This window comes from Lactococcus sp. S-13, assembly GCF_004210295.1.
Taxonomy (GTDB): Bacteria; Bacillota; Bacilli; order Lactobacillales; family Streptococcaceae; genus Lactococcus.
On record NZ_SDAK01000001.1, the window covers coordinates 1,840,069 to 1,866,952 of the forward strand.

General features: G+C 36.4%; 24 protein-coding genes and 1 pseudogene. 22 read left to right on the forward strand and 3 right to left on the reverse strand.

The window, feature by feature from the left end:
• Positions 1-215 precede the first annotated feature (215 nt).
• A complete protein-coding gene (rpmB, locus tag EQJ87_RS09205) occupies positions 216-410 on the reverse strand; it encodes a 50S ribosomal protein L28 (RefSeq protein WP_130124306.1) in 195 nt (64 codons plus the stop codon).
• A gap of 135 nt (positions 411-545) precedes the next feature.
• Between rpmB and EQJ87_RS09210 the strand changes: the two genes are divergently transcribed.
• The 21 genes from EQJ87_RS09210 (at position 546) to EQJ87_RS09310 (ending at position 23,088) form a co-directional block, all read left to right on the forward strand.
• Positions 546-1,205 carry a DUF1129 domain-containing protein gene (locus EQJ87_RS09210; protein WP_130124307.1) on the forward strand — a complete coding sequence of 220 codons (660 nt, stop codon included), beginning with the start codon at positions 546-548 and terminating at the stop codon, positions 1,203-1,205.
• 194 nt (positions 1,206-1,399) lie between these two features.
• Positions 1,400-2,269, forward strand: a complete 870-nt coding sequence (gene rfbA / locus EQJ87_RS09215) for a glucose-1-phosphate thymidylyltransferase RfbA (RefSeq protein WP_130124308.1) — start codon at positions 1,400-1,402, stop codon at positions 2,267-2,269.
• A complete protein-coding gene (locus EQJ87_RS09220; protein WP_130124309.1) occupies positions 2,269-2,862 on the forward strand; it encodes a dTDP-4-dehydrorhamnose 3,5-epimerase family protein in 594 nt (197 codons plus the stop codon). Before rfbA ends, EQJ87_RS09220 begins: the two co-directional genes overlap by 1 nt.
• A complete protein-coding gene (locus tag EQJ87_RS09225; protein WP_130124310.1) occupies positions 2,862-3,116 on the forward strand; it encodes a hypothetical protein in 255 nt (84 codons plus the stop codon). The genes EQJ87_RS09220 and EQJ87_RS09225 overlap by 1 nt, the downstream gene beginning before the upstream one ends.
• Positions 3,117-3,156: 40 nt before the next feature.
• A complete protein-coding gene (rfbB, locus tag EQJ87_RS09230; protein WP_130124311.1) occupies positions 3,157-4,209 on the forward strand; it encodes a dTDP-glucose 4,6-dehydratase in 1,053 nt (350 codons plus the stop codon).
• Positions 4,210-4,659: 450 nt separating this feature from the next.
• The gene (gene rfbD / locus EQJ87_RS09235; protein WP_130124312.1) at positions 4,660-5,559 is read left to right on the forward strand and encodes a dTDP-4-dehydrorhamnose reductase; all 900 of its coding nucleotides are present in this window, start codon (positions 4,660-4,662) and stop codon (positions 5,557-5,559) included.
• A 285-nt stretch (positions 5,560-5,844) separates the two neighbouring features.
• Complete coding sequence (gene cps2T, locus EQJ87_RS09240; protein ID WP_130124313.1) at positions 5,845-6,996, forward strand: beta 1-4 rhamnosyltransferase Cps2T; 1,152 nt, start codon at positions 5,845-5,847, stop codon at positions 6,994-6,996.
• On the forward strand, positions 6,986-7,924 hold the full coding sequence (locus EQJ87_RS09245) for a glycosyltransferase family 2 protein (RefSeq protein WP_130124314.1): 939 nt from the start codon (positions 6,986-6,988) through the stop codon (positions 7,922-7,924). The genes cps2T and EQJ87_RS09245 overlap by 11 nt, the downstream gene beginning before the upstream one ends.
• Entirely contained in the window at positions 7,921-8,730 is an 810-nt protein-coding gene (locus EQJ87_RS09250; protein WP_130124315.1) for an ABC transporter permease, read from the forward strand. Before EQJ87_RS09245 ends, EQJ87_RS09250 begins: the two co-directional genes overlap by 4 nt.
• A 2-nt stretch (positions 8,731-8,732) precedes the next feature.
• Entirely contained in the window at positions 8,733-9,941 is a 1,209-nt protein-coding gene (locus tag EQJ87_RS09255) for an ABC transporter ATP-binding protein (protein ID WP_130124316.1), read from the forward strand.
• A 1-nt stretch (position 9,942) separates the two neighbouring features.
• Positions 9,943-11,703 (forward strand): rhamnan synthesis F family protein, encoded by a 1,761-nt coding sequence (locus tag EQJ87_RS09260; protein WP_130124317.1) that lies wholly within the window; start codon positions 9,943-9,945, stop codon positions 11,701-11,703.
• Positions 11,704-11,726: 23 nt separating this feature from the next.
• Positions 11,727-13,178 carry a DUF2142 domain-containing protein gene (locus tag EQJ87_RS09265; protein WP_223804527.1) on the forward strand — a complete coding sequence of 484 codons (1,452 nt, stop codon included), beginning with the start codon at positions 11,727-11,729 and terminating at the stop codon, positions 13,176-13,178.
• Positions 13,179-13,356: 178 nt separating this feature from the next.
• Entirely contained in the window at positions 13,357-14,094 is a 738-nt protein-coding gene (locus EQJ87_RS09270; RefSeq protein WP_130124319.1) for a glycosyltransferase family 2 protein, read from the forward strand.
• The gene (locus EQJ87_RS09275) at positions 14,094-14,474 is read left to right on the forward strand and encodes a DUF2304 domain-containing protein (protein WP_130124632.1); all 381 of its coding nucleotides are present in this window, start codon (positions 14,094-14,096) and stop codon (positions 14,472-14,474) included. Before EQJ87_RS09270 ends, EQJ87_RS09275 begins: the two co-directional genes overlap by 1 nt.
• Positions 14,467-15,261, forward strand: coding sequence for a glycosyltransferase (locus EQJ87_RS09280; RefSeq protein ID WP_130124320.1), 795 nt, complete (start codon positions 14,467-14,469; stop codon positions 15,259-15,261). The genes EQJ87_RS09275 and EQJ87_RS09280 overlap by 8 nt, the downstream gene beginning before the upstream one ends.
• Before the next feature lie 6 nt (positions 15,262-15,267).
• Positions 15,268-16,251: a glycosyltransferase family 2 protein gene (locus tag EQJ87_RS09285; protein ID WP_130124321.1), complete on the forward strand. Its 984-nt coding sequence runs from the start codon at positions 15,268-15,270 to the stop codon at positions 16,249-16,251.
• A gap of 2 nt (positions 16,252-16,253) precedes the next feature.
• The gene (locus EQJ87_RS09290; RefSeq protein ID WP_130124322.1) at positions 16,254-17,261 is read left to right on the forward strand and encodes a glycosyl transferase; all 1,008 of its coding nucleotides are present in this window, start codon (positions 16,254-16,256) and stop codon (positions 17,259-17,261) included.
• 92 nt (positions 17,262-17,353) lie between these two features.
• On the forward strand, positions 17,354-18,400 hold the full coding sequence (locus tag EQJ87_RS09295; RefSeq protein ID WP_130124323.1) for a glycosyltransferase: 1,047 nt from the start codon (positions 17,354-17,356) through the stop codon (positions 18,398-18,400).
• Positions 18,401-18,413: 13 nt separating this feature from the next.
• On the forward strand, positions 18,414-19,850 hold the full coding sequence (locus EQJ87_RS09300) for a flippase (protein WP_130124324.1): 1,437 nt from the start codon (positions 18,414-18,416) through the stop codon (positions 19,848-19,850).
• 27 nt (positions 19,851-19,877) lie between these two features.
• Positions 19,878-21,254, forward strand: a complete 1,377-nt coding sequence (locus tag EQJ87_RS09305) for a DUF2142 domain-containing protein (protein ID WP_130124325.1) — start codon at positions 19,878-19,880, stop codon at positions 21,252-21,254.
• A 16-nt stretch (positions 21,255-21,270) separates the two neighbouring features.
• Positions 21,271-23,088 (forward strand): hypothetical protein, encoded by a 1,818-nt coding sequence (locus EQJ87_RS09310; protein WP_130124326.1) that lies wholly within the window; start codon positions 21,271-21,273, stop codon positions 23,086-23,088.
• Between the two features lie 450 nt (positions 23,089-23,538).
• Here EQJ87_RS09310 and EQJ87_RS11845 read toward each other — a convergent pair.
• Both EQJ87_RS11845 and EQJ87_RS09315 read right to left on the reverse strand, forming a co-directional pair.
• Positions 23,539-23,694, reverse strand: a pseudogene (locus tag EQJ87_RS11845) (GH25 family lysozyme); the annotation flags it as partial.
• Positions 23,695-23,706: 12 nt separating this feature from the next.
• The gene (locus tag EQJ87_RS09315) at positions 23,707-24,939 is read right to left on the reverse strand and encodes a GH25 family lysozyme (protein ID WP_255411627.1); all 1,233 of its coding nucleotides are present in this window, start codon (positions 24,937-24,939) and stop codon (positions 23,707-23,709) included.
• A 324-nt stretch (positions 24,940-25,263) separates the two neighbouring features.
• On the opposite strand from EQJ87_RS09315, the gene guaB reads away from it, so the two are divergent.
• A complete protein-coding gene (gene guaB / locus EQJ87_RS09320) occupies positions 25,264-26,745 on the forward strand; it encodes an IMP dehydrogenase (protein ID WP_130124327.1) in 1,482 nt (493 codons plus the stop codon).
• The last annotated feature ends 139 nt before the right edge of the window (positions 26,746-26,884 follow it).

Sequence of the window (26,884 nt, forward strand, 5' to 3'; positions counted from 1 at the left end):
AGTTATTATGAACGTCTTTTTAGAAATTTAACTTTTGTCAGCGATATCATGACTTTTTGTACAAATAAAAAGTTACTGACGGACTCCCTCGGTAACTTTTTCCTAATAATTAATTTTTTGATTTGGATGATAGTAGTGGAAAATGCAGCCATTCTCAACAAATAAAAAACCCCGTCAGGTGACAGGATATTTTTGTGTTTTGCAAAAAACAAAAATTATACGCGTTCAACGCCTGCTGGCAATTTCTTCAAAGCTTTAGCTGAAGCCCAAACAGTTTTGATTTCGCCGTTTTCAAGAATAGTAACTTTTTGAAGATTAGGTTTAACTACACGTTTAGTTTGGTTCATCGCGTGTGAACGGTTGTTACTTGAAACAGTCTTACGACCAGTAAAATAACATTCTTTAGACATGGTATTTACCTCCCATTAGATTTTTATGCTTTTAAAAATAACATACTTGTTAAGTATAACATTTTTCGTTTAAAAAAATCAAGTTTTTTTCAATTTTTTGCTGTTTTTTTTCGCAGAATCTGCTAAAATGAAACTATGGAAAATAATATTGAAGAACTCACAGGAAAGAACGAAGAATACATTCGTTCAGTGACGAAACAGCTCATGCTTATTGGCAAAACAGATGAAGAAGTTAAGGGAATTTTAAATGAAATTCTACCAGAAATCATCGAAGGACAAAAAAATGGTATTCTTGCTCGTAAATTATTAGGTGCACCAACCGATTTTGTTCATCAATATCAGCCAAAAACAGCAGTCAAAAAAGTAAATGACAAAAATGAGGCTGCTGGTTTGATGTGGTTAGATAGTGCTCTACTTTTCTTAGGTTTTATCTCATTGCTCAATGGTTTCACGGCCCTTCTTACTTCCAAGGAACCTGTTTATCGTTTGGTGACAACGGTTCTCTCTGCAGCGGTTGCAGGGCTTGTCCTGTATTTGATGTATCGTTTCTTCTATCGTCCCAAAGCTGATGGAAGCCGTCAACAATGGAACTGGAAAGGCTTTTTGGCAACAGCCCTAGCTGTACTTGTCTGGATTGGGGTAACCACCTTCTCTAATATGCTTCCGGAATCAATCAATTTGCAAGTGTCAGCTATCGTTTGGATTGTCATCGGAGCGTTGGGACTTGGCGCACGCTGGCTGCTTAAACGTCAATTCAATATTCAATCTGCTCTGGTTGCTCAACCTAGAAAATAAAAAACCTCGTGAGAGGCTTTTTTATTTTCTAGCGTTTTAAGAGTGAAAAAAGAAGAATTTAAGAGAGATTATTTCTTGACAAAGCCCCATTTGACAAGGTTTCATAACATGTTTTGTTAGAGGGGTTGTGAAATGAGATAAAGTTTGTGGTATAATGTTTGATGAATAACTATGATTATGGAGGTCCTTTTAAAATGAAAGGGATTATTTTAGCAGGCGGTTCTGGAACGCGCCTTTACCCGCTTACTCGTGCAGCCTCAAAACAATTGATGCCAATTTACGATAAACCAATGATTTACTACCCATTGTCAACATTGATGTTGGCTGGGATTAAAGACATTTTGATTATCTCAACCCCTACGGATACACCACGTTTTAAAGAACTTTTGCAAGATGGTTCTGAATTTGGAATTAACCTTCAATACGCTGTGCAACCTTCTCCAGATGGTTTGGCGCAAGCTTTCATCATCGGCGAAGAATTTATCGGTGATGACAATGTGGCTTTGATTTTGGGAGATAACATTTATCATGGTCCGGGAATGTCTAAAATGCTTCAAAACGCTGCTGCTAAAGAAAAAGGGGCAACTGTCTTTGGCTATCACGTGCCAGACCCAGAACGTTTTGGTGTCGTTGAATTCGACGAAGACATGAATGCGATGTCTATTGAAGAAAAACCAGAAGCACCAAAATCAAATTATGCGGTAACTGGTCTTTACTTCTATGATAATGATGTCGTTGAAATTGCTAAAAATATCAAACCTTCTCCTCGTGGCGAATTGGAAATCACAGACGTGAACAAAGCTTACCTTGAACGTGGTGACTTGTCAGTTGAACTCATGGGACGTGGTTTTGCATGGCTTGATACAGGAACACACGAATCACTCCTTGAAGCTGCGCAATACATCGAAACTGTTCAACGGATGCAAAATATGCAAGTGGCAAACTTGGAAGAAATTGCCTACCGCATGGGTTATATCACCGCTGATGATGTTCGTAATTTGGCACAACCACTCAAGAAAAATGAGTATGGACAATACCTACTTCGTTTGATTGGAGATAAATAATGACTGAGAACTTTTTCGGTAAGACACTTGCAAGCCGTGAAATTAGTCAAATTCCTGGAATGCTTGAATTTGACATTCCTGTCCATGGTGACAATCGTGGGTGGTTTAAAGAAAATTTCCAAAAAGAAAAAATGATGCCACTTGGTTTTCCAGAAAGCTTTTTTGCCGAAGGGAAATTACAAAACAATGTAAGTTTTTCTCGTAAAAATGTTTTGCGCGGGCTTCACGCGGAACCTTGGGATAAATACATTTCGGTAGCAGATGGCGGTTCTGTACTCGGTTCATGGGTGGATCTTCGCGAAGGTGAAACTTTCGGGAATGTTTATCAAACTGTGATTGATGCCAGCAAGGGAATCTTTGTTCCTCGCGGCGTAGCCAATGGTTTCCAAGTGCTTTCAGATACAGTGTCTTACAGTTATTTGGTTAATGATTATTGGGCGCTTGAGCTTAAACCTAAATACGCTTTTGTGAATTATGCTGATCCAAGTCTTGGAATTAAGTGGGAAGATGTTGAACACGCTGAGGTTTCTGAAGCTGACAAAAATCATCCCCTTTTGAAAGATGTAACACCGTTGAAAGCAGAAGAACTCTAATGTTTGCGATGCATTTACGGACGAAAAAGCGCTTAGAATTTTGGCAGGTTGACAAGAACAGTGAGCAGCCGATTTGGGCAGAGAAAGCCTTTGTTACTGGTGGTTTTCGTTGGAGCGGTGAGCGTTTAGCTGTTCAGAATGTCGGTGGTCTGCTTAAAATGACGGTTCCTCTTGGCGATGTTATGGTTTTCAATGGAAAATATTTGAAAGCTGTACCCAAGGCTAAATTTATGCGTGAGTATCGTGTGGATTGAGAATTTCACAAAGACTAAAGTTTAACAAAAAGGAAAAAATATGACTGAATTTAAAAATATTGTCGTAACTGGTGGAGCGGGCTTCATTGGTTCAAATTTTGTACACTATGTTTATAATAATCATCCAGATGTACACATCACAGTTTTGGATAAATTAACTTATGCAGGAAATGTTAATAACATCAATATGCTCTTTGACAGTGGACGCGTGGAGCTTGTAGTGGGCGATATTGCTGACGCTGAAATCGTGGATCAAGTGGCTTCAAAAGCAGATGCTATTGTGCATTATGCGGCTGAAAGTCATAATGACAACTCGTTGAAATCACAAGATGAGTTCATTCACACCAACTTTATCGGAACTTACACTTTGATCCAAGCGGCGCGCAAGTATGATTTGCGTTTCCACCATGTATCAACTGATGAAGTTTATGGCGATTTGCCTTATCGTGAAGATTTGCCAGGTCATGGTGAAGGTGAAGGGGAGAAATTCACTGATCATACGCCTTACAATCCATCAAGTCCATACAGCTCAACAAAAGCAGCTTCTGACTTGATTGTGCGTGCTTGGGTGCGTTCGTTTGGCTTGAAAGCGACGATTTCAAACTGTTCAAACAACTATGGTCCTTACCAACACATCGAAAAATTTATTCCTCGTCAAATCACAAATATTCTCTCAGGCATCAAACCAAAACTTTACGGTGATGGTAAAAACGTGCGTGACTGGATTCACACCGAAGACCATTCTTCAGGCGTGTGGACGATTTTGACTAAAGGTCGTATGGGCGAAACTTATCTTATCGGTGCTGACGGTGAAAAAAATAACAAAGAAGTTCTCGAAGATATTTTGGCGCGCATGGGTAAAAATGCGGATGACTACGACCGCGTGACTGACCGTGCAGGACACGATCTGCGTTATGCGATTGACAATACAAAATTGCGCACAGAGTTGGGTTGGACACCAAAACATACGGACTTTGAATCTGGTTTGCAAGCGACAATTGACTGGTATCGTGAAAATGAAAACTGGTGGAAAGCTGAAAAAGAAGCTGTTGAAGCAAAATATGCTGAAACCCAAAAAGTTTTGGATAAATAAATCGTTTTATTGATGGAGAAAATGCTGACGGAAACAAAAATCTTCTGTTAGTCAGGAAAAAATACTGACGGAAATTTTCGTCAGTAAATTTTCTAACTTGGGAGCTTTATGTCAGTGTTTTTTCTGAGCTGCGCGCTTTTCGTCAGTAAATTTTCTGAAATTCCAATGAACATTAGTTTCATAGGGAAGGAGTAAGGATGAAAATAGCGGTTGAAACAGCCTGTCAGTCATTCAGGTGTCGCCAAACATATTGGTGTTCCTGTTTGGGCAGGAAAAAGTGCTGACGGGGACTGAGTTTTTGAAGAGCAAAAAGCCATCAAGTTGGATTTTATGAATTCTTGGACTTCTCAGTTTGATTTTCGTCATGATTACTGTTTTTGTGATGATACGCGTGATGAACTAAATTATTGATAAAATAAAACAAGCAAAAAGTAAGAATTTGGAGAACACATGATTTTAATTACTGGTGGAAATGGACAACTCGGGACAGAATTGCGCCATTTGCTCGATGAGCGTGGTGTGGTTTATACGGCAGCGGACGTGAACGAGCTTGATATTACGGATAAAGCGGCAGTTGACACCTTTTTCGATGCTCATAAACCTGAATTGGTTTACCATTGTGCAGCTTACACGGCAGTGGATAAGGCCGAAGATGAAGGTAAAGAATTAGACGAAAAAATCAACGTTGATGGAACGAAAAATGTGGCTGAGGCAGCTGCTCGAGTAGGCGCAACGATTGTCTACATCTCAACTGACTACGTTTTTGGTGGCACTTTGCCGATTGGTCAAGAATGGCCAGTTGATGCACCCAAAGCGCCTGAATCTGAATACGGTCGTACTAAACACTTAGGTGAAGAAGCGGTCAAAGCGAGTGGAGCGAAGTTCTACATCGTCCGCACAGCTTGGGTATTTGGCAGCTACGGGCCAAACTTTGTTTTCACCATGCAAAACTTGGCGACACGTTTCCCAGAGTTGACGGTGGTCAACGACCAACACGGCCGTCCAACTTGGACTCGTACGCTGGCTGAGTTCATGGTTTATTTGGTGAATGAAAAAGCGGACTTTGGTTTCTATCATTTGACTAACGACGCAGCGCCTGGTGAAGATGTGACTTGGTTTGATTTTGCCAAGGAAATCTTGAAAGACACTGACGTGGTTGTAAAACCTGTGGATTCAAGCAAATTCCCAGCCAAAGCTAAACGGCCTTTCAACTCAACGATGAGCCTTGAAAAAGCCAAAGCCACAGGCTTTGTCATTCCAACATGGCAAGAAGCGTTGGCGAAAATGCTTGAAGTCGGCGATTTACGTGAAAACAAAGACGTTGCCAAAGGCGAAATCAACAAAAAATAAGAAAAAATACTGACGAAAAATTCCGTCAGTAAAAAATGAACAAAAGAACTCCTGCCAGCACCTAAAAAGTACTGGCAGAGTTCTCGTTTTGAGAGGCTAAATGCGCCCGAAGGAAGCATTTAGGTTGCGGATAAGATTTTGCATCGCAAAATTTCGGCAGCGCCCGAAGGAAGCGTTTAGGTTGCAGATAAGATTTTGCATCGCAAAATTTCGGCAGCGCCCGAAGGAAGCATTTAGGTTGCGGCTGAATTTTGCACAGCAAAAATAAAAAATAAAAGGAGCAGCATGAAAAAGCATGTTTTTATCGTTGGGAGTCGTGGATTACCAGCGAAATATGGCGGATTTGAAACTTTTGTGGAAGAACTCGTCAAGCACCAAAATAATAAAAATATTAAATATCATGTGGCTTGTCAAAGCGAGAACTCAGATAAAGGGCGGCCAGGTGAGCATTTTGACTATCTGGGCGCAGATTGTTTTGTTATCAAAGTCCCAAATATTGGCCCTGCGCGCGTGATTGCTTACGATATGTTGGCCATCAATGCGGCGCTCAAAATTTGCCAAAAGGAACAAATTGAGCAGCCAATTTTCTATATTTTGGGCAATACAATCGGTGGATTCATCGGACATTTTGCCCGAAAAATTCATAAAATTGGTGGAAAGATTTTTGTCAATCCCGACGGATTAGAATGGAAACGAACAAAATGGCCAGCGCCTGTCCGTCATTATCTCAAATATGCCGAGAAAAAAATGGTACAAAAAGCGGACTTGATCATCTCAGATAACGCTGGAATCAAAGATTATTTGACGGCTGAATATGGTAAAGTCAGCTCAGAAGTTATCGCTTACGGCACCGAAAAATTCCAATCCGATTTGACAGAATCGAAAACTTTGGTAAAATATAAAGTTAGTGATTATTATTTGATTGTAGGTCGCTTTGTACCTGAGAATAATTATGAAACACTCATTAGAAGGTTCATGGAAAGTCCCATTGAACGCGATTTGGTGATTATCACTAACCACGAGGGCAATGCTTATTTTGAAGAGTTGCGCGCAAAAACGCAATTTGATCAAGATTCGCGGATAAAATTTATCGGCACAGTTTATGATCAAAATGAGTTGCGCTACATTCGTGAACACGCCTTTGCTTACTTGCACGGTCATGAAGTTGGTGGGACGAACCCAGGACTCTTGGAGGCCATGTGGTCAACCAAAGTCAATGTGGTTTTGGGGGTCAATTTCAACCGAACGACAGCCGGAGATTCCGTCATTTATTTTGACAAAGAGAATTTGCTGACGGTTTTGTCGTCAGTAGAAAACCTGACCAATGACGAACGTCAAAGTTTGCAAGGCAAAGCGCACAAAATTATCGAAGAAAAATACACTTGGGAGCATATCTGCGCCAAGTATGAGGAACTTTTTTTGCCCCATGAAAGTTAATATATTAATGTCAACCTACAATGGCGAAAAGTTTGTCGCCGAGCAGATTGAGAGCATACAGCAACAAACTTTTGCTGACTGGAAGCTGCTGATTCGCGATGACGGATCTACTGACAAAACTTGCGAAATTGCTGACGAATTTGCCAAAAATGACCCACGCATTCAGCTGATTAAAGCTGAAAATGTTGGCGTCATTCAATCTTTTTACGAACTCGTTAAAACAGAGGAAGCTGACTTTTATTTCTTTGCTGACCAAGATGATTATTGGTTGCCAGAAAAATTAGAAATCATCCTTGCTCAAGCCCAAAAACACGATAATACTAAACCAGTCATGTATTACACGGACTTGAAAGTGACAGACAAAAATCTGTCAGTAACTTCTGAGTCCATGATTAAAAGTCAATCCGATCACGCCAATACTCAACTTGTGCAAGAATTGACTGAAAACACCGTTACCGGTGGCGCAAGTATGATTAACCATGCCCTTGCGACGCTTTGGCAAACGACGAGCGACATCATCATGCACGATTGGTATTTGGCAGTACTTGCCAGTGCCGTCGGAGAATTGGTCTATATCGACCAACCGACCCATCTATATAGACAGCACGAATCCAACGTTTTAGGAGCCAGAACCCTGTCAAAACGCATGAAAAAGTGGCTGCATCCTAGCTTATGGTTTGAAAAATACTGGTGGTTAATCTCGTCCAGCCAAAACCAAGCAGAGAAATTGCTGACGGAACAAGAAAATTTACTGACGGAATCCAACAAACAGCTTATCAAAGCTTACGTCAGCATTTTGGAACAACCCAAAGCCAAACGCCGTGAAATTCTTGAAAAATTTAACTTACGTAAGAATAAAAATTATCATACAAGAATCTTTCGCACACTCATCATCACAAAATTTGCATACAAAGGAAAAAACAAATGAATTTCTTCAACCGTAGAAATCAAATTCTACTCAAAGAACTCGTCAAAACCGATTTTAAATTAAGGTACCAAGGAAGCGCGATCGGTTACCTGTGGTCTATTTTAAAACCTGTTTTACTCTTCGTTATCATGTACACGGTTTTTGTTCGTTTCCTGCGTTTTGGAGATGCAATTCCACACTTTGCGGTCGCTTTGCTTTTAGCCTTGACCTTATGGAACTTCTTTGCAGAAACCACAAACATGGGAATGCTTTCCATTGTTTCTAATGGCGCACTGCTTCGAAAAATAAGTTTTTCTAAACCAATCATCATTTTCTCAGTCGTTGCTAACGCCTTGATTAATTTTATGATTAGCCTTGTCGTTGTTATCATTTTTGCTGTAATCAACGGCGTTCAAATGAGTTGGACAGTTATTTTTGCAGTCCCTCTCATTTTAGAACTTGTCTTATTCGCTACAGGAGTTGCCTTCATCCTCTCTACTTTATTTGTCAAATTTCGGGACTTAGGGCCAGTTTGGGAAGTAGGAATGCAAGCAGGACTTTACGGAACACCAATTATCTATCCAATTGTTCAAGTTTCAAAAACACATCCTGAAATAGCAAAACTATTAATGATGAACCCTATCGCTCAAATTGTTCAGGATATGCGTTATATTTTGACTTTCAGCAATAATACGAATCCGACGGTATGGCAAATGGTTCACAATCCATTTATCGTCGTCATTCCTTACATCATTCCTCCTATTGTATTTGCCTTAGGACTATGGATTTTTACCAAAAACTCCAACAAATTTGCGGAGACCATCTAAATATGAACAATAATATTGCAGTAAAAGTAGAACACGTTAGTAAATCCTTTCGATTACCCACTGAAGCCACAAATAGCTTAAGAACGCTCCTTGTCAATCAATTACGCGGTGTGAAAGGCTATAAAGAGCAACATATCCTTAAAGATATTGATTTTGAAGTGAAAAAAGGAGACTTTTTTGGGATTGTTGGACGAAATGGATCAGGAAAATCAACACTTCTTAAAATAATCTCACAAATCTACACACCAGAAAAAGGGACAGTAAGCGTTAATGGAAAACTAGTTAGCTTTATTGAACTTGGCGTTGGATTTAACCCAGAACTTACAGGTAGAGAAAACGTCTACCTTAATGGGGCCATGCTTGGTTTTTCTCGCCAAGAAATTGACGAAATGTACGACGAAATCGTAGATTTTGCCGAACTACACGAGTTCATGAACCAAAAACTCAAAAATTATTCCAGCGGAATGCAAGTCCGTCTGGCGTTTTCTGTTGCCATCAAAGCACGTGGAGACGTTCTTGTCTTGGATGAAGTTCTTGCCGTTGGGGATGAAGCCTTCCAAAAGAAATGTAATGACTACTTTTTGGAGCGAAGAGATTCAGGAAAAACGACCATTTTAGTCACTCACGATATGGGCGCAGTAAAAAAATACTGTAATAAAGCAATCTACATCAAGCAAGGGTTGATTGAAGAATCAGGAAGCCCAGAAAAAGTAGCCATGAGATATTCTTTAGACAATGCTAACCGAGTGCAACAAGTAGAAAAGGAAGAGAAAAAAGAACTTCCAGCATCTAATATTAAAGACCTAAAGTTAACTTTGCTATCTGATGAAATCACAAAAGAAGATGATGTTGTGAAATTTAATATCAGCTACGAAGTCCTAAAAGATATTCCCACTCATGTCGTATTTTCACTGACGGAGCTTGATCATAATTTTTGGCTTTATAATGATAATTCCACAGAAGACATGACATCAGGCAAAGGGAAATTTAATTACACCTATGAGTTCAAACTTGCGGGAATCAACAAGCAAAAAGTGAAACTTCAAGTATCAGTATTCAGTGAAGAAGATTTAATAGGATACATTCCTGAAACAGAATCTCCAGTTATTATCGTTGGTGCACAAGAAGAAGAAAAATTAAGCCGTAGAGATGAGCACTCTAGCACAGGAGTTCTTCAACGATCAGGTATTTGGAAATTGGAGAAGAAATAAAATGAAAAGGATTCTTCTCTTTGTACATTTCAACAAATATAATAATTTTTCTGATCACGTACTCTATACCTTAGAAAAAATGGCTCCACTTTTTGAGCGTATCGTTTTTATCAGTAATAGCCCATTTCCAGAAGGCAAAAAGTCTCTCATAAATCCATATATTACTGATTTTATTCAACGAGAAAATAAAGGATTTGACTTTGCAGCTTGGCGTGACGGAATGGAACTTGTAGGTCTTGAAAATCTTGAATCTTATGATTCATTGACCATTATGAATGACACTTGCTTTGGCCCCCTCTATGATATGTTACCTTATTATGAAAAATACGAGGCTAGCAATACAGATTTTTGGGGGATTACTAATCACAGAGCTTATGAAGAGTCAAGACGCCATTATTTTGAAGAGCACATTCAATCTTATTACAAAGTATTTAGTAAGAAAGTGATTCAATCTGAGCAATTCAAAAGTTTTTGGACGAACATTCAAGACTTTGAAAATGTTCAAGATGTTATCGATAATTATGAAGTTCAATCAACCACGGCATTTTTAAAAGCTGGCTTCCAGTATGAAAGTATTTTAGATACTAGAGACTTAGATGATTCAAAGTTACTCCATCCCGATTTTTCATATTATGCACCAGATGTGATTTTGCAACGGAAAGTTCCGTTTATTAAAGTAAAAGCATTTCAAGGAACCGAGAATGCAGGAATTGCTAAGTATATGGTGGATTATATCGAAAAACAGACAAGCTACCCCGTAGAGCAATTGGTGGATCATCTAGCTACTGTTGGTTATCCAGACGCAAATTATATGCTAGCGAGAGGATATTTAAAACAGATAGAAAAAGTTTCGATTAGTAAAAAAATAGCAGTTCATTTGCACGTTTTTTATCCAGATCTTCTCGTAGAGTTCTTGGAAGCATTTAAGAACTTTCACTTTGATTATGATTTGTACCTCACAACAAATACAAAAGATAAAGAAATAGTCATAAGAGAAGTACTCGAGCAACAAAATATTAAAGCGACATTAGTTCTTACATCAAACTATGGACGAGATGTGCTACCATTTTTATCACTAAAAGAAACACTCCGTAAATATGAAATTGTTGGTCATTTTCACACAAAACGTTCACTTGAAGCTGCATTCTTTGCTGGTGAATCATGGCGAACAGAGCTGATGAATATGTTGATTAAACCAGCAGATAATATCATGTATAATTTTGAGAAAAACTCAAAATTAGGAATTGTTATTGCAGATATACCAACATTCTTCAGATTTAACAAAGTTGTAAATGCAGATAACGAAAATCAGATGATTGCTCCAATTATGAATGACATCTGGAAACGAATGAAAATGCGAAAAAAAGTGAATTTTCATGATATTACGACTTTCACTATGAGCTACGGCACCTTTTTCTGGGCAAAAACTGAAATTCTAGAACCTTTGTTCAATCTAGACATTATGGAAAGAGAAATTCCTAAAGAACCCCTTCCCCAAAATACTATTTTGCACGCCATTGAACGCATTTTAGTCTATATGGCCTGGGACAAAGATGAGCAGTTTAAAATTTCAAAAAATGAAGAGGAACTCACAGCTTTCATTGATAACCGCACGCTCAATCAACGATTTTATATCAGTCCAGAAAATGTAAAAAATATCAGATTAAGGTTTGTCGCAAAATTATTAGTTAAAAAAATGATTAGATTTGTGAAATATCGAATTTATAAATTATTAGGCAAAGATCTAACCAACTTCACTTAAAAACAAAGAAAAAAGGATTAACTGTGAAAAAATTACCAAAATTAAAAATCGAGACGCTATTTCTTGTATTAGCAATCTTGTTTGGCGTACTCACATCAGTTATTCAACCGATATTTTCTGCTCCTGACGAATATACACATTTCAAATATGCTTATAGTATTTTTGACTCAAATCCGAAGAGGGTATTTTCAGAAATTGATCGTCAAATTTCATTGCTTCCCAATCAACCTAGTCAAAGTGAAGAAAAACTGGCCACAGAGAGTGCTACCGCACTTCCAGCACCAGAAAGTAAGCTTCAAAGAGGCTATCAAACAGGGAATTTTTTGAAACAAACCTTCTCAAAGACACTACCTGTCGAAAAGAATTTGAGAATGAAAATTAGCTTCGGTGATATAAAATGGCTCCCGCAAGCAATAGGAATGCTAATTGGGAGAATTATACATCCAAGTGTCGGTGTCATAGTTCTAGCAGGACGTTTGTTTAACCTCTTTGTTTACAGCGTTGCCATTTACTTTGCTATCAAGAAAGCTAAAATGGGACAGTGGACAATGGCAGCAGTTGCTTTGCTTCCGATGAGTATTCAACAAGCGGCGTCTTTGTCGTATGATGTTCTCTATTATGTTGCCATATTTGTTGCATTTTCTCTACTGACTAATTTTTGGGTAAGAAAAAATCCACTCGATTGGAAGGGATATGTCTACACATTACTGACTATTGTACTTCTTTTGATTCCTAAAGAGGGCGGCTTAGCTTTAGGGTTATTCTTTATCACAGTCCCAACAATTTTATTTGGTAAAAATAATTTTACCAAGCTTCTTGATTCATTTTGGAAAGGATGTGCTAAACATAAAAAACTTACGGCTCTCGCTATAATATTTATTTTTTTAGCCTACATCCTATATGAATTTAAAAATTATGGAGGAGCTTTTAGAGGTTTACAAGTCCTTTTTAATACTTTCTTTAGATCGGATCTCTATACTGATTTAGATAATCTTCTCGTCACTGGGATGATTGGGAATTTTGGACAACTGACTTATCGTTTGCCTGCTTGGCTTGTCGTTCTTAATTTTATTTTCTTATTTATCTTATTGCTGGCTGAAAATAAGCAAAAGATAGAAATGAGAACAGCAGTCGCTGGATTATTGATTTTCCTAGCAGTTCCAGTCATGATTGCAGTTGGAATGTTTAAAGGATGGACTAGAAATACCTTGAATTTACCACAGGCCATGGTGAGCTTGGGAGGTCAAGGAAGATATTACACACCATTCCTAATTACATTGATTCCATTCGGAATATATATGAAAAAATACCTCAACATTGTTACTAAAGAAACAACAATTAGAACGATGTTTAAAGGGATGATGCTTTTTAATCTGGTTTACTTCTTAATTTTAACAGTACTCTATTATTACACAAAAGATTTAGGAGTTAATTTATTACCAGAACTTTCTCAACATTTAAGAGGATTATTTTAATCTGCGGCGAGACTTTGGGGGATTTTCTTGTACGAAATGAAGAAAATGCTTCATAAATTTAAGAAAAGAAGATATACTATATATTAGTATGATTAAAAAGCGTAGAATGCAAAGGGAGTTTTGCATTTTATCTTGTATGTGAAGAAGGGCTTTATGAAAAGAAAGGAATTTTTGTTAAATGACTGAGACTGAGGATAAGAAGATATTATTAGTCATTCCTGCCTATAACGAGGGGGAAGGGATTGTGGATAACATAAAAGTAGTAGAGGACTACAAGAAACAATCTCCGTATCATCTGGATTATGTAGTAATCAATGATGGATCGACAGATAATGAAGAAGAAGTCTTGAGAGCTCATAATATTAACCATGTTGAGCTCATTCAGAATCTTGGGATTGGTGGTGCCGTTCAAACGGGCTATATGTACGCTTTTGAAAATAATTATGATATTGCGGTGCAGTTTGATGGAGACGGTCAACATGATATTCATTCTTTGCCTCAACTTTTAGAACCAATTATAAACGATGAAGCAGATTTTACAGTTGGTTCAAGATTTATAGATGATAGTAACTCTGAATTTAAATCTTCAAAATCACGTCAGATGGGAATCAAAATTTTGTCCTTCTTGATTTATACGACCTCAAAAATAAAGATTCAAGATGTTACAAGTGGCTATCGCGCTGGAAACCGTAAAGTCATTGAACAATTTGTCAAAAGATACCCTAGACAGTATCCAGAACCAGAAACCTATATGCATCTTTTTGCTCAGAATATTCGCGTAAAAGAAGTTGGGGTTCGAATGTTTGAGCGTACAACAGGTGTGTCCAGTATCAATATGATAAAAGGTGTAAATTATATGATCAGTGTTTCTTTGTCCATTATTGCTAGCTCATTGTTAGGAGGGGAGAAAGTATGATGCCTATACAGCTTCGTATAATTGCAATTGCTTTAGCAGTCCTTTTCTTTGGCTACATCATCAGATTAGTGAGGAAAGACAGAGCAGAAATTCGTCATATGTTGAAATGGCTAATTCTCGCTTTAATGATATTATTTGGTGCAATTTTTTCAAATACTGCTAGCCAACTTGCCCATTTTTTAGGGATTAAAACCTTGACCTCTTTAGCACTATTTATTTTGGTAGGTGCTCTATTGACGATTTCACTAAAATATCAAATGTCACTCATTTCAGCTGAAAAACAAATAAAAAATCTCATTCAAGAAATCTCTTTGCTAAAAAAAGAAGTTTATGAGAGAAATACAGAGGTAAAGAATCAAGGTAGGAAAAATAATGAGTAATTCCAATATACACACATTCGTTATATGCGCATACAAGGAAACACCATACTTAGAAGAATGTATTGAATCAATCATGGCACAGACCTCAGTTAAAAGTAATTTATCAGGAGTGGTTATGTATACTTCCACTCCTAATGATTATATTGTAAATGTTTCCGAAAAGTATAATCTTCAGGTAAACAGCGGCGCGGGTGGAAGCATCGGGAAAGACTGGAACGGGGCATTAGCAACAGTTAAAACTAAATATGCTACGATTGTTCATCAGGATGATATATACGATGTAGACTATGGTAGAACAATAATTAGTGCATTCGAGTCTCAAGAAAACCGCAATATTGTTTTTTCTAACTATTATGAAATTGATGAAAAATCAAATATTAGGGAAAGAAATACTAACTTGAAGATAAAGAGTATTGGATTGAAACTACTCTCTCTTTGTAAGAGTAAAAAGTATCAGAGACGTGTATACTCGTTTGGAAATTTTATCTGTTGTCCAGCGGTTTCCTATAACATGGAAAGACTAAGAGACTTTAGGTTCGATGAGGACATGAAGATGGCTGTAGACTGGGATGCTTGGGAAAGAATAATGGAGGTTTCGGGAAATATAGAATATATCCCGAAAAGATTGATGGGACATCGAATCCATAGTGAATCAGAGACGACAAATAATACTCTGGATAAAAATAGAGAAAAAGAAGAGTATCAAATGTTCCTAAGATATTGGAGCAAGCCCATGGCGAAGTTTCTAATGAAATTTTATACGAATAATCAAAAAGGAAATGTATAGGGTCAAATGAAAGATAAAACACCACTAGTATCAATAATAGTCCCAGTATATAATGCAGAAGAGTACTTAGAGGAATGTTTAGATTCAATATTAAATCAAACCTATACCAACTTAGAGGTTATACTAATAAATGATGGCTCTAGCGATAATTCTCTTAATATTATACAAGAATATGCTGAAAAAGAATCAAGAATTATTTTCTTCACAATTGATAATTCAGGGCCCGGCGTTTGTAGAAACGTTGGACTTGATAAATTTAGTGGTGAGTTTCTAATGTTTATAGATTCGGACGATATCATTTGTAGTGATTTAGTTGATGTGTTAATTAATAAACTAGAAGATACTTCCGAGATGGCGATGTGTAAATTTTCCAAAGATGTTAATAAAATATCGAAAGGGACGAAATTTGTAGAAAATCAAACTTCTATATTTGCAGACAGCATAAAGGCTATTTACAGACCTGGATTTGCGTCATCGGGTCCTTGCGCCAAGCTTTATGGAAAGAAAATATTTAGTGAGTTGCGCTTCCCAGATATCACAATGTACGAGGATGCTGCAATAAGTTTACAAGTTTTATCTCTTGCCTCAAAAATAACCTTTGTTGATTACTATGGCTATTATTATCGCTTTAACCCTGAAAGTATAACAAACAAAAAAGTTTCAGAACGAAATTTTGCAATAATTGAAAAAACAAGAATAGTTTTAGACTTTGTAAAGACTGAACATCCAGAAGCGTTCGATTCTGTAAAAAGAATTTGTATTAATGATAATGACTATGTGATGATTGAATGTGTAAGGGATAGTAGTGAAGTTTCAAACAAGCTTTTTGATCAACTTCTTCAACAAAATAGAGATTTATCCAGAGGTTTGGGAGGAAGAAAATTGGTTTATATCAATCGATTAGCCTTGAGAGTAACTCTTAAAATTGTTGGGAAAGTGTACTACAATGATTTTATAAGGAATATCTTTAAGAAAGTTTTGGGTATATAAGTATGAATGAAAAGATAGATTTTGTCGTAACATATTTAGATGGAGCAGATCCTGCTTGGATTAAAGAAAGAGATGAACATAGATATCTTCAAGCGAAAGGGACTCAGCATGAAAATGGAAATAGTAGATATAGAAATATGGAAAATTTCCATTTCTTTTTACGTGCAATTGAAAAATATGCCCCATGGGTAAACAAAATACATGTCGTGACATGGGGCCACACACCTGAGTGGCTAAACACAAAACATCCGAAAATAAATGTGGTAAATCATAAAGATTTTATTCCAGAAGAGTATCTACCTACTTTTAATTCAAATGCTATAGAGTTTAGTTTTGATAAGATACCTGGAATTTCAGAACATTTCGTTAATTTTAATGATGATATGTTTTTAAACGCCCCTATGGCTCCAACAGATTTTTTTGAAAAAGGACTACCGCGCTTACAAATCATGTATGCTCCATTCATGCCAAGTGATGCTCTGTTTTCAAATAATATATTGGCACTAAATAAAGTTGTTAGTTCAAAGTATTTAATAAATAAGAAAATGTTCTCTCTAAAAAATGGACTATTTGCAACCTTGTCAAATATTTATTTGCTCCCAATGCTTAGATATTATGGTAAGTTTATAGGCTTCAGGGAAGATCACCTACCAGCTCCCCATACTAAAAGTATATATGCCAAACTCAGAGAAAGTCTTCCAGAATATTTTGATTTTGTGGGAAAAAGCAAATTTAGAAATTCTCAAGATATCAAGAGTGTGTCTCATTGGTTGATGTTGGATTACGCACGAGCAACCAATCAATTTCTTCCAACAAATTCTTTTACATTTGGGAAGCTTGTCAACTTGTCAACTTCAATAAATTTTGAGTTACTGTTTAAAAGTAAATATAAAGTTCTGTGCCTAGAAGATGGTGATTTTATAGACGAAAATGAATTCTATGAGATTGTAAGCATAATGAATGATGCCTTTTTGAAAAAATTCCCAAATAAAAGTGTATTTGAAAAATAGTGCTGAACTTAAAACTAAAAGGATTATGATATAAAGTGGAAAATAATAATATATTATTTGTCGTTCCTTCGTGGAATCTTGGTGGTACCGAAATGGTAAATATCGCAGTAGCAAATAAATTGGCCGAAAAACATGAAGTGGCTATTTTTACTCTATCAGCTCCTGAAAATGAATATTTACAAGCAAACTGTCCAGTATATGGACAAAGCGATTTAAATTTTAGGATATTTACAGGGGTTAGTGGTATATTAGGGATGCTACGTTTAGATTTATGTAACCGTATGTGGATGGCAAGAGAAGCAAAAAAAATCACAAGGTTAGCACAAAAACTAAAGAATCAAGTAGTAATTGTAAGCAGTGGAAGTATATATCTAATCCCATTTTTAAAGAAGCAAAATCCAAATAAAAAAATTATTGCTTGGTGTCATTTTAGCGCTGATACATATTTAAATGGATATTTACGATATACAACTAATTTTTGGATTAAAGGTCTCAGGGCTGCTGATGAGGTAGTTTGTCTCACTCCTAAAGATAAAGAAAAATTCTTGGAAATAAATAAGAACACACGGGTTATTAATAACCCTTTGACTTTGGATAATAATGAGATTTCGAGCCTTGATAGCAAAATTATTTCTTGGACAGGAAGAATAGCAAATCCACACAAAGGTATAGACTATTTAGCAAAAATTGCAGGAAAGCTTCCTGAATCTTGGAAGATATCAGTAGCTGGTGATGGCGATATGGAATTACTAGAAAAATATCTAGCAGCTAACAATGCACAAAACAAAGTAGTTCTACGGGGAAGTATTTCTGGAGACGAATTAAAAAAACACTATTTAAATAGCTCCATTTATTTAATGACATCGAGGTCTGAAGGGTTTGGATTAGTTCTTGTAGAAGCGATGAGTTTTGGCTTACCAATTGTAGCCTTTAAACAAAGTAGTAGTGAATATGTTTTAGATTCAGGGAATTCAGGAGTTCTTGTTGAAAATGGAAATATAGAGGCAATGGTTGAGGCGTTGGAAGAGTTTATTGATGATATTGAAAAAAGACAATCTTATCAAAAAAAGTCGTTGAAGAGAGTAGAGGAATTTATGATAGACAAGGTTGCAAAAGAGTGGGAAAGGCTAATCTTTTGATAGGTATAAATAATTGAAAATAGTAAAAAATTACTTTCTTAATAGTTCGTATCAACTTCTAATTGTTATACTCCCTATAATAACAATACCATACATATCTAGAGTTTTAGGGCCAGAGGGGGTCGGGTTAAATACTTTTACCTTTGCAGTTATTCAATATTTTATACTAATTGGGAATGTAGGAATTACAACATATGGAAACAGAGAGATTGCTTATAATCAAGTCGACAGGCAGAGAAGAAGCCAAATTTTTTGGGAGATATCATTTCTAAGATTTATAACCGTTGGATTCTCCATTCTCTTGTTTTTAATTTTTCTCTTTTTTCAAAAAGACAATTTTGTGGTATATTTGTTACAAAGCGTAGCTTTGATTGCGTCAGCGTTTGATATTTCATGGTATTTCATGGGCGTAGAAAAGTTTAGTAGGACTGTTGGCAGAAATTTTTTAGTATCAATGCTTTCTGTCATTTTTATTTTTCTTTTTGTTAAACAAGAATCAGACTTGCTTATCTATATAGTAATTGTCACTGGAAGCATGTTAATTGGTAACTTATCGTTATGGCCGTCGTTAAGGAGAGAGGTAGATAGCCCTAAGCTGAAAAAAATACGAATAAAGCATCATTTACTGCCTACGTTACAATTGTTTTTACCACAGATAGCAATTCAGATATACGTCGTAGCAAATAAAAATATGTTAGGTATTTTTGACTCAATAACTGCTGTAGGGTATTTCAATCAGTCAAATAGTATAATTTTGGCATTGACACCCTTTGTAACTTCGTTGGGGACTGTAATGCTTCCAAGAGTATCCAATATGTTTGCTGAGGGGAATAGCTCAGAAGCAAAAAAAATGTTAGAAAAATCTTTTGAAATCATGACTGCAATAGCTATACCAATGATGTTTGGCGTCATGGGCATTGCATTAAAGTTTGCACCTTTCTTTTTTGGGAAAGATTTTAATTCGGTTGGTTTATTAATGATGATTCAAGCCCCCATCATTTTGTTCATGGCTTGGAGTAATGTTATAGGCGTTCAATATTTGTTACCGTTTAATAGGCTGAATCACTTTACAATTTCTGTCAGCATAGGTGCAATTTTAAATGTAGTGATAAATTTAATAACTATTCCGGTTTATGGTGTAGTAGGGGCTATGGTTGCGACTGTTATAGCAGAATTTTCAGTAGCTGTTTATCAGTTATACATTGTTAGAAAAGAGTTTAACATCTTCAATATGATGATTTGGTCTTGGAAATATTTTTTGTCAGGTCTTATTATGTTTATTGTAATATATATTTTAAATGGGAAAATGGTTATGAATAATCATAATCTTATCTTACAAATGCTAATAGGGTGTATAATATATATAGTACTAAATGTTATTTTGAGAACGGGTATGTTTTATCAGGTTAAAAACATGCTTTTTCCAAAACTAGATAAAGAAAAGGGTTAAAAATTAACTTTACTATTAGAGGTAAAAATGGGTAGCGAATACACAAGGTTATATAAAAAGAAAAGGTCTCAACGGGGGCCAACTTCCATACATAAAATATATTTAATATTGTCAATATTTTTTGGATTAATATTCTCGGTTGCAATGCCAATGTTTAGCGAACAAGATGGACAATATCATTATATTGCTGCAAGTGAAATGGTAAATCTTCCGACCAACCTTTCGAATTACGGTGAATATACTGTAGGTTCTGGTATGAGAGGGCAAGAGACTTTTTATCAAAATAAAAAATATTTTTCGCAGTACTATTTACAGAAGGTAGAGATTATACCGCAGAAAAATATCCCTAGAGTTCCTAACTCAGCGAAATCGAAGTTTAATTATGATTATTTTGGGCATTTGATTCCAGCACTAGGAGTTGCCATAGGTTACAAAATTTATCCATCACTGGGAGTGATGACAACTATTGCGAGATTATTAAATATGTCAGTGTGTTCAATTCTTCTATTTTTTATAATAAAATGGGTGAAGAAGGGAAAAGAAGTTTTTGCTGTCACTCTATTAAGTCCAGTAGCGATAAATTCATTAGCTAGTCTTTCTTATGATGCTATCAACTTTGTTTGGGTTTCGATGCTTATAGCAATCTCAATAAATATGATTGTCTCAAAGAAAAGAGTATGGAGGTTCTATGTTTTACCGTTAATGTTAATAAGTGTTATTAGCATAATATGGATAAAAACAAACTATCTGATTCTTTTAGCTATTTTCCCAATTATAATTGGGAATAAGATATTAGAAGAGAAGAAAAAACAATATAGTCATATACAAACAAAAGAGCAGAGCAATCATTATAAAAAAATCATGATCACATTGTTAGCTGTTTTAGGAGGAATTGGATTTTTTGCTATATCGTACAGTAGAGGAGGGATTGGATATGTATTATCAAGGCTCTGGCCATCTTTTGGTATTACTTATACAACTAACCAGAATATTGTCAGTCTTACACTACTTACTCAAACTAACAGAGGGGAAAACTTAGTTCCGTTTTGGTTATCCGGTGTATGGTTTGCTTTAATAATTTGTATGTTATTGGTTGAGGAAAAATATGTTAAATCAAGATTCATTTCACGAGGAGCTCTTGGGATATTTTTAGCATCTGTCTTAGCAGTCTATATAGCTTTTCTTCCTTTGGGTGGAAGTGGTTCAGGACAAATTTGGGGTGTTCAAGGAAGATATTTTACCCCTCTTCTTCCTTTATTTTCTATCGTTGTTGGTAGTGATAAATTTAAATTAAAAATTAGCCCACATAAACCTCTTATTATTTCAATGATAATTATAGTAGTTTTTTCAAACTTCTTAGTTTTGATTAATACTCTATCAGGTATGTATGGCTTATTTTCATAAGAAAAGGAAAAAAGGGATGTTTAAAAAACACATAAAAACACTTTATTTTTTATTAGTAATACTAGCAGTGACTTTTTTAGCATCTTATGCTCATGCTGAAGAAAAAGCGACAGATTATTCTTTTGAAGTAAAGGTAACAAATCAAGGAGTGCCGGCCGAAAACATATCAATTGAATATGAAAATATACAAATAGCATATCAAAATCTAAAAAAAGGGATAATACCAGACAATTTAAAAAACTCATCTGTATGGAAAGCTTTAGTATCAGAAGACCAGCCTTCTCTAGACTTAGGAAATAATCTTGAAATTGGTGAAGGGGTTATTCACACAGATGTAGAAATAAAACAGATAATTAGAATATTATACGAAACAAATTTTGATGTTTTACAATATCTTAATAATTCTGAACAACGTTACAGTACTAATTCTATCAATAACATAAGTGAATTGATTTCTCCTGAAAATAAAACGATTCCTAAAACTAATAATAAGGGTGTGGGTAGAGGAAAATCAGCTAAAGGCTTAACTGCAATTATTCAAGGCGGAAGTATAATTGATTTTATTAAAATTTCAAATCAGAATAATACGTTCTCGATTGATCTTTCGCAATTGAAAAATATGGTTAGTTTAAAAATTTTGGGGATAAAAAGTTTAGCTGCTTCAGATAAAAAAACATATATGGTTGAAAATAAACAGGAGCTCAAATATCAAATAACGATTTCAAAAGATATTATGAATCAGGGTAATGAATTAAGAATCCTTACTCCACCCAATATATCTATTTCATTAGAGGATTCTTCTGTGCCTTTGAATGTAACGTCACTATTACAAGAAATAATACCAGATAGCTACTATGATGATTTAAATATAAATTATAGAAATTTGAAATCTTTACAAGGGAAACTGGTTGAGAAAGTTTCCAAAAATATTAAAGAAAATTGGGCTAATGTTTATAGTTATACTCTACCGGAGTCAAATGAGCCAGTTGTAATAACTGGTAATTTGGAAATTGATCCTCAGGTGGCGGTTAATTGTAATTTTTTGTTTCCAGATGGTACCCCTTTCGAGCTTCCGATTCTGTTACCCAGCTTTGAACAAGAAGAAAATTCAAATGTCAACAATCCTTCAGTTTTAAAGATTGCTGCACAGGTTGTTAGTAGTGATTCTCATAGAATACTTTCAGTAATTTCTCCGGATATAACTACTGGTGGAATAAATTTTGTCACTATAGATCAACAAAAAGAAAAACTTGTTAAAGGTGCACAATATGTTTTAGGTAAAAAAATACAAGATAAATATTATATTTATTCAACATCTGGATGGTCTGAGGTAGATAAAGCTAATTTATTCACAATTAACCCAGCAGACTACGTGATTATGTCAGGAGGTTTTACATATAATTTTGGAAATCCTACTCCAATTCCATTAAATGTAGATGATAAAAATTGGAATCAGAATTTTGAATCCATCACTCATAAAAATCAATCTATTATTGATATAAGAGGTCTGGCTACGGATCAACAATATTTTATGATGCAAGTGACTCCACCTAAAGGTTATAGTAGAATTGAAAAATTAAATTATTTTAAAGTATATAAAAAAGATGGAGATTTCGATTCAACACCTAATTCCATTGGTTTTGCAAAAAATCAAGTATATGAATTAAATGGAAAAATTCCTGGATATCAAGCAGGCATAATGGAGTATAACGTACTTTCGGTAACGCAAGTATCTAAAAAAGAACTAAATACAATGAAGGTAATATTTTTACCGATATTGTTATTGATTTCTGGAATTCTCATAACTACAGCAATTTTAGTTTTTGTGTTTTAACTTTATATATTAGATAGTATGAACAAGTCATTACTTTTTGTATAGAGGGGATCTTTCTAAAATTGATAAATTTATGCTTTTACAACGTTGTGGTATTTAAATATGTTATGGTCTTAGGAATTAAAAGCTAGCCTATAATTATTAGGCTTTCTTAGGTTTGTCTTTTTAATGATTAGAGTAGATTAAGCATATCTTGCTGATTGATAAATTATTCATATCATAAAAAATTTCTAGCCACCCTTCAACAATGATACTCTTATAGAGATATGAGTCTGCCATCAACCCTAAAACTCCTGTATTTTAGGAGTTTTTTTGTTTATAAAGACAAATTTGATTAACTTTTCGTAGCCCCCTATCACTAATAAGTTTTACTCCCCCTATCCTAATAATGAAGTTAAAGGGAATAAAAAAACTAAGCAATAAGCTTAGCTAAGGGTTGCTTAAAATGATTTATCTCGCATACCAAGCAACACCTTCATATTTCCAGCCACGTGAAGCAAGGCTGTTTTTCTCTGTAAGGCTTGTTGTGACAAAGTGAGATCCTACACCGGCTGCGGCATTGAAAAGGCGATAGACTGGTGTATTCCCACCAGAATAAAATGCGGTTCCTTCTTTTTTCTAACCGTATTTGCTACTGAGTACGTTTATCTCATTTGAGTCTCTGGTATAGAGGTGTTCGCCAGATTTTGGATTGTAAACGCGATAGACGGGTGCGTTTGATGAGTTTGGAGAATACCAAGCAATCCCTTCGTATTTCCAGTCTTTAGAAATATTAGGAAGTTGGTTTTTTTCGTTAGCATCTTGGGTGTAAAGATGTTCCATATTTCTCGTGTTGTAAAGACGGTAAATATTTTTATAACCAGACGGGGATGAGCTTTCCACAGGGGCAAAGATGTTATTGTAATCAACACTGGTATCTACGCCATGGCTTCGAAGACTTGCTGTGCCTTGGAAGTACATTTGACTAGTGTATTGCCATGCTCCGTAAACAGAGTTGGTGGTGTTGGAATCTTTCCAACCGTTGTTATAAGAATTGCTTGGGTTAGAGCTTGGAGTTCCTGCAGGGTATTGAGCAACCCATAAATTTTTAGCACCTAGGACCGAAGCATTCATTACTCCTGACTTAACCCAAGATTGAGAGGTATAGTAGCGAATATTATGGTAGCCTGCGGCTTTCATTGTGTTTGCAAATACTTGAGAAGCTGCTGTCCAATTATAAGCTGAAGAGGGGTATTCGGCGTCTTCAATCATGACGGTATTTTTTGAAACACCAAGAGATTGAGCAACTTGAGCATAGTAAGCCGCTTCGTTTTGGATACGAGTCGGGTCTTCAACAAAGTGGTAGGTAGCAACATTCAGTCCGGCATTTCTGGCCATTTGCATATGAGACTTAGCGTAAGGGTTAGTGTACCATGTCCCTTCGGTAAGTTTAACAACGATTGTTTTGACTCCGGCAGATTTAAGGGCATTAAAGTCAGCTTGTGTCATCCAAGATTGATAGCTTGCGATATCAACGGCATCTCTTCTTGGAAGAGCAGCTTCATTCGGGTTAAGCATTGGGACAATGTGTGAAAGTGGCTGAACTTTGATTGCTGAGGAGGTATATCTCGTCATTGGGGTGGCCGTCTCGGCTGTCTCGTCACTTTCAGAAGTTGAAGGGGAGCTTTCGGGCGCAATTTGTTTCTCGGGCGCAGGAAGATTTTCTTGGGCGAGTTGAGCTAATTCTTGCTGCTGAATGAAGTAACCCATTGGATAATTTCCATTTGAGACGATTTCTTCTGCGAAGGCTGGCGATGCAATTAGACCTGCGACTAAGAGGACGGGGAGGAGGAAGCGTTTTTTTAGTTTCATACCTTATTACTTTCTAAACTTTTACACTTTGGGGGTTAAGACCATGGATTTGAGACGATGCTCTAACATGATTAATTCGTATTTGAACAGTGTTGTTTATAAAAATCACTGCATAATTGATTATATCTTATTTTAACATAGATTGGTAGGGGGTGTGAAGAGATATGGTATTGCTCGAATGAGTTTTATATTTTTATTGAATTAAATTTTTTACTATTGCAATGCTTGTCAAATAGTGGTAGAATGATAAAAATAAAAAATTGGCGCTAGCCATAGAAATACTGGTCTGCTTAGGTGGGCTACGATAATGGAGGAATATTTTCGATGTCAAACTGGGAAACTAAGTTTTTGAAAAAAGGATTTACTTTTGATGATGTGTTGCTGATTCCAGCGGAATCTCATGTGTTGCCTAATGAGGTGAAGCTACAAACGAAATTGGCCAAAAATTTGACGTTGAATGTTCCGATTATCTCGGCAGCGATGGACACTGTGACTGAGTCAAAAATGGCGATTGCTATGGCGCGTCAAGGTGGACTTGGTGTGGTTCACAAAAATATGTCAATTGAACAACAGGCTGAGGAAGTTCACAAAGTGAAGCGCTCGGAGTCTGGGGTTATTACGGATCCGTTTTTCTTAACGCCTGAGCATAAAATCGAAGAAGCTGAAAATTTGATGGCGACTTATCGGATTTCTGGTGTGCCAATCGTTGATAGTTTGGAAAATCGCAAGTTGGTTGGGATTTTGACAAACCGTGATTTGCGTTTTGTGACGGATTATGATCAACTAATCAAGAGTTTGATGACGTCTGAAAATCTGATTACGGCCCCTGTGGGGACGACTTTGGATACAGCGGCACGTATCTTGCAAGAGCATAAGATTGAAAAATTGCCTTTGGTGGATGAAGCTGGTAAATTGGCTGGTTTGATTACAATCAAAGATATTGAACGTGTGATTGAGTTTCCAAATGCGGCGAAAGATGATCAAGGGCGTCTCTTGGTAGCTGGTGCTGTGGGTGTGTCTTCGGATACATTTGAACGTGCGGAAGCTTTGTTTAATGCAGGAGCAGATGCAATTGTTATTGATACGGCACATGGACATTCAGCGGGTGTTTTGCGCAAGATTCGTGAAATCCGTGATCATTTCCCTGATCGTACTTTGATTGCAGGAAACATTGCGACGGGTGAAGGTGCGCGTGCTTTGTTTGAAGCGGGCGTTGATGTGGTGAAAGTTGGGATTGGTCCTGGCTCAATCTGTACGACTCGTGTCGTTGCGGGTGTTGGTGTTCCACAAATCACAGCGATTTATGATGCGGCAAATGTGGCACGTGAATTGGGCAAAACAATCATTGCTGATGGCGGGATTAAATATTCTGGTGATATCGTGAAGGCACTTGCTGCTGGTGGGGATGCGGTAATGCTTGGATCAATGCTTGCGGGTACGGATGAATCGCCTGGTGAATTTGAAATTTTCCAAGGACGTAAGTTTAAAACTTACCGTGGAATGGGAAGTCTTGCAGCAATGAAACATGGCTCTAAAGACCGTTATTTCCAAGGTTCTGTCAATGAAGCAAATAAACTTGTGCCAGAAGGAATCGAAGGACGTGTGGCTTACAAAGGAACAGCGACAGATATCGTCTTTCAAATGCTTGGTGGCTTGAAAGCGGGGATGGGTTACACTGGCGCGGCTGATATCATTGCTTTGCATGAGTCAGCACAATTTATCGAAATGTCTGGTGCAGGCTTGAAAGAATCACATCCGCATGATGTGCAAATCACAAAAGAAGCACCAAACTACTCTGTACAATAAAATTTACGAGAGAAAATGCTGACGTAAATTTTTTCTAGTCATTTTGAATTTTAAAAGTGAATTGACAGCCATCAATTCACTTTTTTTGTAGAGAAAATGCTGACGTAAATTATTTTGAAATTTCGTCAGTAAATTCTCT

What these genes read in the sequence shown, in the direction of transcription:
- rfbB (WP_130124311.1), top strand. Translation starts at nt 3,157, where the DNA reads ATGACTGAATTTAAAAATATTGTCGTAACTGGTGGAGCGGGCTTCATT.
- rfbD (WP_130124312.1), top strand. Translation starts at nt 4,660, where the DNA reads ATGATTTTAATTACTGGTGGAAATGGACAACTCGGGACAGAATTGCGC.
- rfbA (WP_130124308.1), top strand. Translation starts at nt 1,400, where the DNA reads ATGAAAGGGATTATTTTAGCAGGCGGTTCTGGAACGCGCCTTTACCCG.
- EQJ87_RS09225 (WP_130124310.1), top strand. Translation starts at nt 2,862, where the DNA reads ATGTTTGCGATGCATTTACGGACGAAAAAGCGCTTAGAATTTTGGCAG.
- EQJ87_RS09275 (WP_130124632.1), top strand. Translation starts at nt 14,094, where the DNA reads ATGCCTATACAGCTTCGTATAATTGCAATTGCTTTAGCAGTCCTTTTC.
- EQJ87_RS09285 (WP_130124321.1), top strand. Translation starts at nt 15,268, where the DNA reads ATGAAAGATAAAACACCACTAGTATCAATAATAGTCCCAGTATATAAT.
- guaB (WP_130124327.1), top strand. Translation starts at nt 25,264, where the DNA reads ATGTCAAACTGGGAAACTAAGTTTTTGAAAAAAGGATTTACTTTTGAT.
- EQJ87_RS09255 (WP_130124316.1), top strand. Translation starts at nt 8,733, where the DNA reads ATGAACAATAATATTGCAGTAAAAGTAGAACACGTTAGTAAATCCTTT.
- EQJ87_RS09290 (WP_130124322.1), top strand. Translation starts at nt 16,254, where the DNA reads ATGAATGAAAAGATAGATTTTGTCGTAACATATTTAGATGGAGCAGAT.
- EQJ87_RS09220 (WP_130124309.1), top strand. Translation starts at nt 2,269, where the DNA reads ATGACTGAGAACTTTTTCGGTAAGACACTTGCAAGCCGTGAAATTAGT.
- EQJ87_RS09295 (WP_130124323.1), top strand. Translation starts at nt 17,354, where the DNA reads ATGGTAAATATCGCAGTAGCAAATAAATTGGCCGAAAAACATGAAGTG.
- EQJ87_RS09310 (WP_130124326.1), top strand. Translation starts at nt 21,271, where the DNA reads ATGTTTAAAAAACACATAAAAACACTTTATTTTTTATTAGTAATACTA.
- cps2T (WP_130124313.1), top strand. Translation starts at nt 5,845, where the DNA reads ATGAAAAAGCATGTTTTTATCGTTGGGAGTCGTGGATTACCAGCGAAA.
- EQJ87_RS09280 (WP_130124320.1), top strand. Translation starts at nt 14,467, where the DNA reads ATGAGTAATTCCAATATACACACATTCGTTATATGCGCATACAAGGAA.
- EQJ87_RS09315 (WP_255411627.1), bottom strand. Translation starts at nt 24,939, where the DNA reads ATGAAACTAAAAAAACGCTTCCTCCTCCCCGTCCTCTTAGTCGCAGGT.
- EQJ87_RS09250 (WP_130124315.1), top strand. Translation starts at nt 7,921, where the DNA reads ATGAATTTCTTCAACCGTAGAAATCAAATTCTACTCAAAGAACTCGTC.
- EQJ87_RS09245 (WP_130124314.1), top strand. Translation starts at nt 6,986, where the DNA reads ATGAAAGTTAATATATTAATGTCAACCTACAATGGCGAAAAGTTTGTC.
- EQJ87_RS09270 (WP_130124319.1), top strand. Translation starts at nt 13,357, where the DNA reads ATGACTGAGACTGAGGATAAGAAGATATTATTAGTCATTCCTGCCTAT.
- rpmB (WP_130124306.1), bottom strand. Translation starts at nt 410, where the DNA reads ATGTCTAAAGAATGTTATTTTACTGGTCGTAAGACTGTTTCAAGTAAC.
- EQJ87_RS09210 (WP_130124307.1), top strand. Translation starts at nt 546, where the DNA reads ATGGAAAATAATATTGAAGAACTCACAGGAAAGAACGAAGAATACATT.
- EQJ87_RS09305 (WP_130124325.1), top strand. Translation starts at nt 19,878, where the DNA reads ATGGGTAGCGAATACACAAGGTTATATAAAAAGAAAAGGTCTCAACGG.
- EQJ87_RS09260 (WP_130124317.1), top strand. Translation starts at nt 9,943, where the DNA reads ATGAAAAGGATTCTTCTCTTTGTACATTTCAACAAATATAATAATTTT.